This is a genomic window from Isoptericola sp. Y581, assembly GCF_059445475.1.
On record NZ_JCAIUK010000015.1, the window covers coordinates 1 to 12407 of the forward strand.

9 protein-coding genes and 1 pseudogene are annotated in these 12407 nt (G+C 73.5%); 6 read left to right on the forward strand and 4 right to left on the reverse strand.

Features of this window, described 5'->3' with window-relative positions; genetic code table 11:
- Positions 1–249 precede the first annotated feature (249 nt).
- Together AC1C2W_RS19495 and AC1C2W_RS19500 are read left to right on the forward strand one after the other, a co-directional pair.
- Positions 250–1428, forward strand: a complete 1179-nt coding sequence (locus tag AC1C2W_RS19495; protein WP_495414050.1) for an alpha/beta fold hydrolase — start codon at positions 250–252, stop codon at positions 1426–1428.
- Positions 1429–1766: 338 nt separating this feature from the next.
- Entirely contained in the window at positions 1767–2282 is a 516-nt protein-coding gene (locus AC1C2W_RS19500; RefSeq protein ID WP_495389150.1) for a GNAT family N-acetyltransferase, read from the forward strand.
- 52 nt (positions 2283–2334) lie between these two features.
- Here AC1C2W_RS19500 and AC1C2W_RS19505 read toward each other — a convergent pair whose 3' ends face one another.
- Entirely contained in the window at positions 2335–3813 is a 1479-nt protein-coding gene (locus AC1C2W_RS19505) for an MFS transporter (RefSeq protein WP_495389151.1), read from the reverse strand.
- A 56-nt stretch (positions 3814–3869) separates the two neighbouring features.
- Here AC1C2W_RS19505 and AC1C2W_RS19510 point away from each other — a divergent pair, with 56 nt between their 5' ends.
- Entirely contained in the window at positions 3870–4895 is a 1026-nt protein-coding gene (locus AC1C2W_RS19510; protein WP_495414051.1) for a helix-turn-helix transcriptional regulator, read from the forward strand.
- A 197-nt stretch (positions 4896–5092) separates the two neighbouring features.
- Here the strand turns inward: AC1C2W_RS19510 and AC1C2W_RS19515 are convergent, their stop codons facing one another.
- The 3 genes and pseudogenes from AC1C2W_RS19515 to fabG all read right to left on the reverse strand — a co-directional run bounded on the left by AC1C2W_RS19515 (position 5093) and on the right by fabG (position 6509).
- Positions 5093–5293, reverse strand: coding sequence for a hotdog family protein (locus tag AC1C2W_RS19515; protein ID WP_495414056.1), 201 nt, complete (start codon positions 5291–5293; stop codon positions 5093–5095).
- 88 nt (positions 5294–5381) lie between these two features.
- Positions 5382–5567, reverse strand: a pseudogene (locus AC1C2W_RS19520) (hotdog family protein); the annotation flags it as partial.
- A 174-nt stretch (positions 5568–5741) separates the two neighbouring features.
- Positions 5742–6509, reverse strand: a complete 768-nt coding sequence (gene fabG / locus AC1C2W_RS19525) for a 3-oxoacyl-ACP reductase FabG (protein WP_495414052.1) — start codon at positions 6507–6509, stop codon at positions 5742–5744.
- Between the two features lie 403 nt (positions 6510–6912).
- Here fabG and imuA' point away from each other — a divergent pair, with 403 nt between their 5' ends.
- The 3 genes from imuA' to dnaE all read left to right on the forward strand — a co-directional run.
- The gene (imuA', locus tag AC1C2W_RS19530) at positions 6913–7743 is read left to right on the forward strand and encodes a DnaE2-dependent mutagenesis accessory factor ImuA' (protein ID WP_495414053.1); all 831 of its coding nucleotides are present in this window, start codon (positions 6913–6915) and stop codon (positions 7741–7743) included.
- Positions 7743–9443, forward strand: coding sequence for a Y-family DNA polymerase (locus AC1C2W_RS19535; protein ID WP_495414054.1), 1701 nt, complete (start codon positions 7743–7745; stop codon positions 9441–9443). Before imuA' ends, AC1C2W_RS19535 begins: the two co-directional genes overlap by 1 nt.
- An 83-nt stretch (positions 9444–9526) precedes the next feature.
- The coding region (gene dnaE, locus AC1C2W_RS19540; protein ID WP_495414055.1) for a DNA polymerase III subunit alpha at positions 9527–12407 on the forward strand (2881 nt) is incomplete at its 3' end.

Sequence of the window (12407 nt, forward strand, 5' to 3'; positions counted from 1 at the left end):
GACCAGCAACGATGTAGGTCAGGCCATCACATACCCATGGCTAACCCCGAGCCCGTGAATAACGCTCTTAGCCTCGTAGGTGGTTTCGAAACCTTCATATCCTGATTCTGGCGCGCCTCAGAATCGGTCGGTTCTGGTACGGCGGCAACCGGGAGACGCCACCGCCCGACAGGCGCCGCTCGAGTCTGGCCACGTCGTCTGGAGGCCGCCGCTTGACCTTGACCGAGGTCCAAGTTCGACAGTTGCGCCATGAGTGAGAGCGAAGAGCAGTTCGGCATCGGAGAGGCTGCCGCGCGTACTGGGCTCGAGCCCGACACCCTGCGGTACTTCGAACGACAGTGGGCCCTGCCCGCCCCGCGGCGTGACTCTGCCGGACGCCGCCAGTACGTCGATGCCGACGTCGAGCTGATCCGCATGCTTGTCCATCTGCGTGAGACGGGCATGCCACTGTCCGACATCGCGCAGTTCACCGGTGCTGACGGCAGGGACATCGATCTTCCGCGTCTGCGGCTGGATCTGCTCACGGCGCACCGCCGTCGCGTGGAGGATCGTCGTGAGGGCCTGGACCGAGCCCTCGAGGTCATCGGGCGCAAGATCGCGGACTACTCCGGGCGCACCGCGGGCTCGCCGAAGGTCCTTCGACGAACCGACACGACGATCGCCTATAGCGCGCACGGCGACGGGCCCCTGCTCTTCCTCGTCGGAGCGCCGGCGGGACGGGCCGGATTCGCAGGCCTCGCCGATGAGCTCGCGGGCCAGTTCACCGTCGTCTGCCACGATCCCCGCGGCATCGGAGCCAGTCCAAGGACACCGGGCATGGCCACACCCACTCCCGAAACGCTCGCCGAGGATCTTGCCGCGCTCGTCGACACGTTCACCGGCGCGCCGGCAGCGTTCGTCGGCACGAGCGGTGGGGCTGTGACCGTGCTCGAGCTGGCCACGCGGCACCCTCGGCTCGTCGGATCAGCTGTGCTGCACGAGCCGCCCCTGATCACACTGCTGGACGACGCACTCCTCGCCGATCGCGCGGCGGCGGCGTTCGCCGTCGCGCCGGCTGACCCGCAGCAAGCGGTGCAGGAGTTCTACGACCTCAGCGGGGCTGCTCATCACACGGGTCCGGGCCAGTTTCCGCCCGCGCACGTGAAGCTGCCGCCCTTGCCGCCGGACGAGCTCGACAAGAACCGCTATTTCCTCGGCCAGATGGCTGGCCCCAGTGTCTTCTACGAACCCGACATCGAGAGGCTGCGCCGAGTCCGGCTAGCCGTGTGCGCCGGGGTGGCGAGCCATCATCAGATGGCGCGCGAGGCAGCCACGGTTCTGGCCACGCTGCTGCGCCAGCCTTTGATCGACATGCCCGGCAACCACGTGGGCGCCAGCGCGGACCCTGGAGCATTTGCTCGCTCTGTCTTGCCGCTGCTCGACTTCTGAGCACCCGGAAGCTGGAGGCCTCCGGTGCGCGCCGTCCTGGCGATCGGCCTGCTCGATCTGGGCCCTCGAACACGGGGGCTGGAGAGCCGCGCGGGAACTCAGCTGCACCGCGCATCTCGGCGTGCTACGTTCCACGCTGTTCGTGTGTACCCGGTCGAGGAATGTCAGGGAGGTGAGATCGATGTCCGCGCTCAAGGTCGCCGCTGTGCGGACCGCCCGGACCGATCTCACGTCCTGTGCGACCGCCTGACCTCACCGGATCTGCCCTCGCTGGGAGCGTGAGCTCGCGAGGTGACACCCACCACGAACACCACCATGAAACGGACCTGTACCCCGTCATGAGCATTCGCAACCCATGGATCACGCGCGCCGAGACCAGCGCCGACGCCGCTGCCATCCGCGCAATCGACCTGGCCGCCTTCGAGACACCGCTGGAGGCCGACCTTGTCGGCGCTCTGCGCAGCGACGTCTCCTGGATCGACGACCTGTCGATCGTCACCACCGACCAGGAGGGCACGCTCGTCGGCCACGCACTGCTGACGCGCTGCCACATCGACGAGACTCCGGCCCTGTGCCTGGGACCCGTCGCTGTGCTTCCTGAGTACCAGGGAACCGGCGCTGGAACCGCGGCCATCCGTGCTTCGCTCAGGGCCGCCGCGGACCAGGGCGAGCGCTTCGTCACCGTCCTCGGACACCCGGCCTACTACCCGCGGTTCGGCTTCACACGAGCCTCCGTCCACGGCATCACCCTCATGATCGACGTCCCGGACGAGGCCATGATGGCGCTCGCCCTCGACCCCGAGCACCCGCTGCCCCGCGGCACCGTCCGTTACGCGGCACCGTTCCGCATCTAGCGAAGAGCCGTGCGGGAGCGCCACGCTCCCGCACGGCCCCGCTCATGGCGGCCTATCCGGTGTGTCCGGCAGCGGACCTGGGGAGCGCGAGCATCACCAGCGCGGTGACAACGTAGAGACCTGCGGAAGCAAGCAGCACGATGCCGAACGCGTCGCTGTAGCCGACCAGGGCCGGGGTGCCGTCGGGCGCCCCTGCGGCGGTGGTGAAGAAAATCGTGCCGAGGACGGCGATCCCGACCGCGCCACCGATCTGGTCGACGGTGGACAGGACCCCGCCCGCGGCACCGGCGTTACGCCCGGGAACGCCGGCGAGGACGACACTCACCAGGATGGGTGCGGCAAGGCCGAGGCCGAGGCCGCCGATGAGCAACGCCAGCGCGAGCGGCCAGTAGCTGGGGTCGCTGCCGTCCTTGATGACGAGCCAGAGCAGGAGCTGAGACACCGCGACGGTCAGGGCACCGGAGATCAGCAGGGCTCGACCGGCCCTGGCAGCGAGGGCGACACCGAGGCCAGAGGTGACGATCGACCCGATCGCGTAGGGCAGGATCACGAGCCCGGTCTCCCACGCGGTGCGGCCGGTCCCGTTCTGCAGGTACACGGAGAGGGTGAGGAAGAAGGAGCCGATGCCGCCGAAGAACAGAATGGACGCGCACAGGCCACCGGTGAACGCCCGAATCCTCAGGAGCGCCGGGTCGAGGACGGGCTCCCTCCCGTGCGCGGCCAGGTGACGCTCGTAGGTGAGGAAGATCGCCAGGACAGCGAGTCCGGCGGCGAGCATGACGCCGCTCACCCACGTCCATCCCCACGTCTCGGTCTGGATGATCGGCAACAGCAGCAGGAAGATGCCTGACGCAGCGAGCACGGCTCCCAGGAGGTCGAGCCGGGCGCTCGACGCGGACCGAGACTCTGGGAGGACCTTTGCTCCGAGGACGAGCGCCACGACGGAGACAGGAACGTTGATCCAGAAGATGGTGCGCCAGCCGAGCCCGAGCAGATCCGCGTCCACGAGCAGGCCACCCAGCAAAGGGCCCGCGACGGCCGCGAGACCCTGGACGGCCCCGTAGGCTCCGAACGCCTTGGCGCGCTCGCCGGGCGCAAACGACCCGCGGATGATGCCGAACACCTGGGGAACCATGACGCCCGCGGCGATGCCCTGGGCGGCGCGCATCCCGATGAGCATTCTCGGATCAGCGGCCAGCGCGCACGACGCGGAGGTGACCATGAACCCCGCGAGCCCGATCATGAACAGCCGCTTGCGACCGTACTGGTCGCCCAGCCGCCCGCCGGTGACGAGGCCGGTCCCAAGGGCGAGGACGTAGGCAGCGATCGTCCACTGGATCTGCGCGTCGCTGGCTCCGAGGTCCTGGGCGATGGCCGGGGCGGCGACGGAGACGATCGTGGCGTCGAGCAGGTCCATGAAGGTCCCGAACAGCACGACGAGCAGGGCGGCGCTCGCGCCCGCTCCGGCGACGAGGGTGGGCGACGACGGTGGGGCAGCCTGCCCTCGGTGAGGGCTTGTCGGTGTGGTCATACGGGCGACACTGACATCTATAGTTGCCATCGAATGGCCACTACTTAGGGATCCGCATGGCGAACACCTCCGCTCGAGCGCTGAAGCTGCTCTCGATCCTCGGCACCGGCGCCACCTTCACCGCCGGAGAACTGGCCCTGCGCCTCCAAGCATCCGTACGGACGGTTCGGCGCGACATCGACACCCTCCGAGATCTCGGCTACGAGATCGAGGCCGTACGCGGCGTCGGAGGTGGCTACCGCCTCGGCCGCGCCACACCACTGCCTCCGGTCGTGTTCGACGAAGACCAAGCGGTCGCCGCCGCGGTAGCTCTGCAGACGGTTCCCACGGTGCTGTCCGGCATCCGCGAGAACGCGACTCGAGCGCTGGCCACCTTGCACCAGGCGATGCCGGAACGCAGCCGCCTGCACGCCGCGGCGTTCACTGTCTCGGCGGCTCGGAACTACTGGGAGTTCCCGGCACCACCCATCGACGCCGAGCTCGTCCGCTCCGTCGGCACCGCGATCAGCCGGCGCCACGCTTTGCGGGTCGAGTACGCCGACGACCGTGAGTCGGTCACCGTCACGCTCGAACCACATGACCTCGTGGTCTGGGCGGCACGCTGGTATCTCGTCGCCTTCGATCCCGCAGCGGACCGCTGGCGCGTCATGCGCCTCGACCGCCTCGCACCGGGCACGCCGACGCACAAGCCCTTCGAGCGGCGGGCCATCCCGCACGGCGACGCCGTGAATTTCGTGATGACCACCCACGACCGCGGCGACGTCGCAGCTGAATGGCCGTGCAGGGGCTCAGCGATCATCGCTCTACCCGCCTCGACCGTCGCGCGATTTGCTCCCGGCGGCTCCACCGTCGAGCACCACACGGAGGACGGCTGCCGGCTCACGCTCGGAGCATGGTCGTGGTCCGGGGTCGCCGGGCTGCTGCTCACCTTCGACGCCAACATCACCGAGATCGAACCCGCTGAACTCCGCCACGCCCTGCGCGCCATCCGCAACCGGATCGACAACGGAGTCCCAGAACGGCAGTCTTCGACAGACGACGGTCGCGCGGCGCCGGATCGAGCGTCCCGGCACGCGCGGTGACGACCGTCGGGCTCGCACTGTTCGCTGGCATTGCGGCCACCGTCACCGCCCGCCCAGCCAACGCCCCCTACCCGCCGACCAAAGCACTCGTCGCCGGGTACAGCGGTTGTGGGAGGTGACGACCGACCTGCTCGACCGGGCGGGCCGGCCCGCCCGCCGCGCCGTGACCAGGCTCGGGGTGAGTGGGGTGTCTCATCTCAGGTCGCCGGGACGTACAGGGCGAGGGCCTCGGCGACGAGGGCGGGCTTCTCGACCCCCTCGATCTCGACGGTCGCGGTGGAGGACGGTCGCACGCCCTGGGCGACCGTCTCGGCCCCGGTGAGCGCGGTCGCGGCGTGCACGCGGGAGCCGGCGGGCACGGGCGTGAGGAACCGCACGCGGTCCAGCCCGTAGTTCATGCCCTCGCGACGCCGCCACCTCGACCAGCGACGAGGCGAGGCGTGGGAGCAGCGACAGGGTGAGGAACCCGTGCGCGATCGTCGTGCCGAACGGTCCCGAGGCCGCGCGCTCCGGGGCGACGTGGATCCACTGGTGGTCCTCGGTGGCGTCGGCGAACGCGTCGATGCGCCCCTGGTCGATCGTGAGCCACTCGCCCGTCGCGCGCCGGCCGACGGCGTCGGCGAGCGCGGCGGGGGAGTCGACCCGGATCGGCGTGCCGGTCGTCGTGCTCATGCCTTGGCCCCTTTGCACGAGCCCTGCGGTGCCTCGCTCCGGCACACCTCGTTCCTCGGCGTACCTCCGCGGGGGCTCCTCGTGCTCATGCCTTGGCCCCTTTGCACGAGCCCTGCGGTGCCTCGCTCCGGCACACCTCGTTCCTCGGCGTACCTCCGCGGGGGCTCCTCGTGCTCATGCCTTCGGCCCGCCCGCGACGTAGAGCACCTGGCCGGAGACGAACGAGGCCTCCTCGGAACAGAAGAACGAGACCGCGGCGGCGATGTCCTCGGGCTGCCCGACGCGCCCCACGGGCACGTCCTTCGCGGCGGCGGCGAGGTAGTCCTCCAGCGGCATGCCGATGCGCTCGGCGGTCGCCGCGATCATGTCGGTGGCGATGACGCCGGGGGCCACGGCGTTGGCCGTGACCCCGAACTTGCCGAGCTCGATCGCGAGGGTCTTGGTGAAGCCCTGCATGCCCGCCTTCGCGGCGGAGTAGTTCGCCTGGCCGCGGTTGCCCAGCGCGGACGTGCTGGACAGGTTGACGATGCGGCCCCAGCCGGCGGAGACCATGTGCGCCTGCACGGCCTTGGACATCACGAACGCGCCGCGCAGGTGCACGCGCAGCACGGCGTCCCAGTCGTCCGGGGACATCTTGAACAGCAGGTTGTCGCGCAGGATCCCGGCGTTGTTGACCAGGATGGTGGGGGCGCCGAGCTCCTCGGTCACCTGGGCGACGGCGGCCTCGACGGCGTCCGCGTCGGCGACGTCCACGCCGATGCCGACCGCGTGGCCGCCGCCCGCCACGATGCCGGCGGCGGTCTCGGCCGCCTGCTCGGTGCGCAGGTCGAGGACGGCGACGGCGTGCCCGTCGGCGGTCAGGCGGCGGGCGGTCGCGGCGCCGATGCCGCGGGCTCCTCCGGTGACGATCGCGGTGCGGAGCTGGGGTGTCTGCCCGGTCATGCGGGGTCCTCTCCTCGATGTGGCTGCGGGTGGTGCTGCAGATGTGGCTGCAGTGCCGGGTGCGGGGACGGCTCGAGGGGCGCGACGGTGCGCGGCGGGACGCCGACGATCTGCACGGGCACGACCTCCTCGTCGTTGCTGCTGCGCCCCCAGTCTGGACCGCGAGGACGCCCAAACATCCATACCGACTGCGCGGTATGTGGCGCCGAGCGCACATGACGGGCGGCGCCCGTGCGGCCGACCTGCGCGGTTGACAGGCGTCGCCCCCCCGGCGTCTACTGAAGGTGTTCGAACGCATGTTCGAACGATGCAGGGGTGAGCCAGGCGTCGCGTGCCCGCGCGCCGTGGTGCCCGGTCTGGGTGCGTCGTGCGGTGGCGCGGCGGCACCCCGGGAGGAGGTCGAGTGACGGTCGTCGCCCCTCCGCGTACCTCGGACCCTGCTCCCGGACCTGCTCCCGGATCTGGACCCGGACCTGTACCTGCCCTCGACCGGGTCGCCGCCGCCCGGGCGGCGCTCCGGGCGGCGGAGCAGCGCACCGGGGGCGGGGCGCGGACGGCGGAGGCGGGCGGCGGCCGGCTGCTGCCGGTGCACCCGGACCTGTCCGCGCTCCTGCCAGGGGGCGGGCTGGCCGCGGGCACCGTGCTCGCGGTGCGGGGGTCGACGACGCTCCTGCTCGCTCTGCTGGCCGAGGCCTCGCGGTCCGGGGCGTGGGTCGCGTTCGTCGGCGCGCCCGCGGTCGGGATGCTTGCGGCCGCGGACGCCGGGATCGCGCTCGGGCGGGCCGTGCTCGTGCCCGCCCCCGGCCCGGACGCCCCGGCCGCGGTCGCCGCGCTGCTCGACGGGATGGACGTGGTGGTGGTCGGTCCGGGGGCCACCCTGGCGGGCGCCGACCGGCGCCGCCTCGCCGCGCGCACCCGGGAGCGGGGCGCGGTGCTGGTGGCGCAGGCGGCGTGGCCGGGCGCGCACGTCACCCTCGACGCGCGGGGCGGCACCTGGTCCGGCGTCGACCGCGGGGCGGGGTGGCTGCGTCGTCGGACCCTGAGCGTGCTGCGCACCGGCCGCGGCGCCGCCGCCCGGCCGGTCGAGATCGAGGTCGACGTGCCGCTGCGGGTCGAGGCCGTCGTGGGTGGCGTCCCCGCCGTCGGGGACGTCGTCGAGGATGCGAGCGAGCAGGCGGACGAGCGGGCTGATGAACGAGCCGGACGGCCGGGCGCCCGGCTGCGGGTGGCGTGATGCGGACCGCCGTGGTGTGGGTCCCCGACTGGCCGGTGGTGGCGGCGCTGGCCGTCGCGGGTCTGGACGCGCACGTCCCCGCCGCGGTGCTCGGCGCCCGGTCCGGCGGCGGGACGGGCGCGGGGCACAGCGTCGTCGCCGTCTCGGCCGTCGCCCGCGCGCAGGGGGTGCGGCGGGGGATGCGCCGCCGGCAGGCGCAGGAGCGGTGCCCCGAGGTGGCGCTTCTGCCGGCGGACGACGGCCGCGACGCGCGCGAGTTCGAGCCGGTGGCGCTGGCCGCCGAGACGGTCGTCGCGGGCCTCGAGGTCGCGCGCCCTGGCCTGCTCCTGCTGCCGGCCGACGGGGCCGCGCGCTACCACGGGTCCGAGCTCGCGCTGGCGCAGTTCCTCGTGGGGGCGGTCGCCGAGCGCACCGGGTACGAGAGCCAGGTGGGGGTGGCCGACGGCCTGCTCGCTGCGGTGCTCGCCGCCCGCGAGGACGCCGTCGTGCCCGCGGGCGCGTCGGCCGCGTTCCTCGCGGACCGGCCCGTGGGCGAGCTGGTGCACGCGACCTGCGACCCGGCGGGGGTGGCCGCCGTACGCGAGGCGGCCGGGCTGTGGTGGCGCCTCGGCCTGCGCACCCTCGGCGACCTGGCCCGACTGCCGTCCCCGAGCGTGCAGGCCCGGTTCGGGGACCTGGGCGCCTGGGCGCAGCGGCTGGCCCGCGGCGAGGACCTCCGCCCGCCCGCCCGGCGTCGCGTCGAGGCGGACCTCGCCGTCGCCGAGGAGCTCGACCCGCCCGCGCTGCGCGTCGACGTCGCGACCTTCGCCGCGCGCCGCCTGGCCACCGAGCTGTACGACCTGCTCGCCGCGCGCGGCCTGGCCTGTGGTCGGCTGCGCATCACCGCGCGCACGGCCGCCGGCGGGGACCTCGGCGGGGACGACCTCGGCGGGGTGGACGGCGACAGCGGCGCCGTGCTGGAGCGCGTGTGGCGTACGGACGACGGCGCGGCCGGCGGGATGAGCGCGGCGCGGATCACCGACCGGGTGCGGTGGCAGCTCGAGGGGTGGCTGACCGCGGCGTCCGCCCGGCGGGGCAGGTCGGGTGCGGTGGCGGACCCCGTCGTCGCGCCGATCGCGCACCTCGCCCTGGCTGCCGAGGACGTGGTCCCGGCCACGACGCACCAGCCGGGCCTGTGGGGCGCCGACGCGGGCGAGGGCGAGCGCGCCCGCCGCGCGCTCGGGCGGGTGCAGGGTCTGCTCGGCGGGCACGCCGTGCTCACGGTGGAGCTGCAGGGCGGCCGCGGGCCCCGTGACCGGGTGCGCCTCGTGCCCTTCGGCACGGAGGGCGCACCCGGTCGCGACCCGGGGCTGCCCTGGCCCGGGGCCCTGCCCGGCCCCGCGCCGGCGGCCCTGCCGGCCGACCCCGTGCCCGCCCGGGTGCTCGACGCCGCGGGGCGCGACGTCGTCGTGGACGCCCGGCTCGCGATGAGCGGGGAGCCCGCCGTCGTCGCGTGCGGGGGCGGTCGTGGCGACGAGGTCGGGACGCAGGACGTGGCGGGGGTGACGGGGTGGGCAGGCCCGTGGCCGCTCGCCGAGCGCTGGTGGTCCGCCGGTGGGGGCGCGCGCCGCGTCTACCTGCAGGCCGTGCTCGACGACGGCCGGGCGCTGCTGCTGGCGCAGTCGGGCGGCGCGTGGCGGGTCGAGGCGTTCTATGACTGAGACGGAGGTGCAGCGGAGGGTGGGGGCCGAGGAACGAGGCACGCGCCTGGGGCGGAGCCGCAGTCTCGGTCATCAGGAGAGCTATGACTGAGACGGAGGTGCAGCGGAGGGTGGGGGCCGAGGAACGAGGCACGCGCCTGGGGCGGAGCGGGTACGCCGAGCTGCACGCCCACTCGGCGTTCAGCTTCCTCGACGGCGCGTCGCACCCGGAGGAGCTGGCGGCGGAGGGCGCGCGGCTGGGGCTCGAGGCGCTGGCGCTGACCGACCACGACGGGCTGTACGGGGTGGTCCGCTTCGCCGAGGCGGCCCGGAAGGTGGGGCTGCCCACCGTCTTCGGCGCCGAGCTGCACCTGCCCGCGCCGCAGACGGCGGGGGCCGCGCCGGGCACCGCCGGGAGCCGGCCGGTGCTCGACCCCCCGACGGGCGTCCCCGACCCGCGGGCCACCCACCTGCTGGTCCTGGCGCGCGGCACCCAGGGCTACCGGAACCTGTCGCGGGCGATCGCTACCGCGCACCTGGACGCGGGGGTCAAGGGCAAGGCCCGGTACTCCCTCGAGGAGCTCGGCGCCGAGGCGGGCGGCGAGTGGCTCGTGCTCACCGGGTGCCGCAAGGGTGCCGTCCGGCGCGCGCTCACCGCGCCCGGGCCGGGCGGTGGGGTGGCCGCGGCCCGGCGCGAGCTCGACCTGCTGGTCGACGCCTTCGGGCGCGACAACGTGGCCGTCGAGATCACCGCGACCGGCGACCCCCGGGACGCCGACCTGCACGACGCGCTCGCCGGCCTGGCGCGCGACGCGGGCCTGCCGCTCGTGGCGACCACGGACGCGCACTACGCCCGCCCGCGCGACGCCGACCTGGCGGGGGCGCTCGCCGCCGTGCGGGCGCGGTCCTCGCTGGACGGCATGGACGGCTGGCTGCCGGGCGGCCCCACGGCGCACCTGCGCTCGGCCGCCGAGATGCGCGCGCTGCACCGGCGGCACCCGCAGGCGGTGGCGACCGCGGCGGAGCTCGCGGCCGAGTGCGCCTTCGACCTGCACCTGGTCGCCCCGAACCTGCCGCCGTACCCGGTGCCCGACGGCTACGACGAGGCCACCTGGCTGCGCGAGCTGGTGCGCCGCGGCGCGACGGACCGGTACGGGCCCCGACCAGGGCCGGGTCACGACGGGTCCGCGGGCGCCCGGGCGTGGGCGCAGATCGACCACGAGATGCAGGTCATCGAGGACCTGGGCTTCCCCGGGTACTTCCTCGTCGTCTACGACCTCGTGGAGTTCTGCCGCCGCCACGGCATCCTGTGCCAGGGCCGGGGGAGCGCCGCCAACTCGGCGGTCTGCTACGCGCTGGGCATCACCGCGGTCGACGCCGTCCGGCACGGCCTGCTGTTCGAGCGCTTCCTCGCACCCGAGCGGGACGGCCCGCCGGACATCGACATCGACATCGAGTCCGGGCGCCGCGAGGAGGTCATCCAGCACGTCTACACGAAGTTCGGGCGCACCCATGCGGCGCAGGTGGCGAACGTCATCTCCTACCGGCCGCGCTCGGCCGTGCGCGACGCCGCCCGCGCGCTCGGGTACGACGTCGGGCAGCAGGACGCCTGGAGCAAGTCCATCGAGCGCTGGGGGTCGCTGCGGGGGCCGGACCCGACCAGCCCGGCGGCCGACCGGACGGCCCGCGACGCCCGGGCGTCGGCCGGCGCGCAGCCGAGCCGGACCGTCGTGAAGGGCATGGTGAAGGGCATGGTGAAGGGCATGGCGAAGGACGCCGAGAAGGAACGGCTGTGGGGAGGCGGGGACCGGTTCGTGGACCCGCTCGCGACGGACGCGGGCGAGACGCGCAGGGCCGACGACTCGCACGATGTCGTGCCCGGGCAGCGGCCGCGGTCGGCCGAGGAGGAGGGGCAGATCCCCGCGCCGGTGCTCGACCTGGCTGAGCGCATGCTGCGCCTGCCCCGCCACCTGGGTATCCACTCGGGCGGGATGGTGATGTGCGACCGGCCGGTGATCGAGGTCTGCCCCGTGGAGTGGGCCCGCATGGAGGGGCGCACGGTGCTGCAGTGGGACAAGGAGGACTGCGCCGACGCGGGGCTGGTGAAGTTCGACCTCCTGGGCCTGGGCATGCTCACGGCGATCCGGTACGCGTTCGAGACGGTCGCCGAGCACACGGGGGAGCGGCTCACGCTGCACGGCCTGCCCGACGACGACCCGGCGGTGTACGACCTGCTGTGCGCGGCCGACACGGTCGGGGTGTTCCAGGTGGAGTCGCGCGCGCAGATGGCGACGCTGCCACGGCTGCGCCCGCGGGAGTTCTACGACATCGTCATCGAGGTCGCGCTCATCCGCCCCGGGCCCATCCAGGGCGGGTCCGTGCACCCGTACATCGAGCGGGCGCGGGGCCGGGAGCCGGTGACCTTCCTGCACCCGCTGCTGGAGAGCTCGCTCGGCAAGACCAAGGGCGTGCCGCTGTTCCAGGAGCAGCTCATGCAGATGGCGATCGACGTCGCGGGCTTCAGCGCCAAGGAGTCCGACCAGCTCCGCCGGGCGATGGGCTCCAAGCGGTCCGTCGAGCGTATGGAGGAGCTGCGCGGGCGGCTCATGGCGGGGATGGCGGAGAACGGGATCACTCCGGACGTCGCCGAGCAGATCTACGACAAGCTCAAGGCGTTCGCAGACTTCGGCTTCCCCGAGTCGCACGCGTACTCGTTCGCCTACCTCGTGTACGCCAGCTCCTGGCTCAAGGTGCACCACCCGGCCGCGTTCTACGCGGGCCTGCTGGCCGCGCAGCCCATGGGGTTCTACTCGCCGCAGTCGCTGTCCGCCGACGCGCGCCGGCACGGCGTTCAGGTGCTGCGCCCGGACGTCAACGCCTCGCGGGCGCTCGCGGGCGTGGAGCGCACTTCGCTGGTTGAGCCTGTCGAAACCCCGCCGGTTGAGCCTGTCGAAACCCCGCCGGTTGAGCCTGTCGAAACCCCGC

Bases quoted from the DNA above. Each gene is read 5' to 3' on its own strand.
- AC1C2W_RS19505 (WP_495389151.1), bottom strand. From the start codon at position 3,813: ATGACCACACCGACAAGCCCTCACCGAGGGCAGGCTGCCCCACCGTCG.
- AC1C2W_RS19515 (WP_495414056.1), bottom strand. From the start codon at position 5,293: ATGAACTACGGGCTGGACCGCGTGCGGTTCCTCACGCCCGTGCCCGCC.
- AC1C2W_RS19495 (WP_495414050.1), top strand. From the start codon at position 250: ATGAGTGAGAGCGAAGAGCAGTTCGGCATCGGAGAGGCTGCCGCGCGT.
- AC1C2W_RS19500 (WP_495389150.1), top strand. From the start codon at position 1,767: ATGAGCATTCGCAACCCATGGATCACGCGCGCCGAGACCAGCGCCGAC.
- fabG (WP_495414052.1), bottom strand. From the start codon at position 6,509: ATGACCGGGCAGACACCCCAGCTCCGCACCGCGATCGTCACCGGAGGA.
- AC1C2W_RS19510 (WP_495414051.1), top strand. From the start codon at position 3,870: ATGGCGAACACCTCCGCTCGAGCGCTGAAGCTGCTCTCGATCCTCGGC.
- AC1C2W_RS19535 (WP_495414054.1), top strand. From the start codon at position 7,743: ATGCGGACCGCCGTGGTGTGGGTCCCCGACTGGCCGGTGGTGGCGGCG.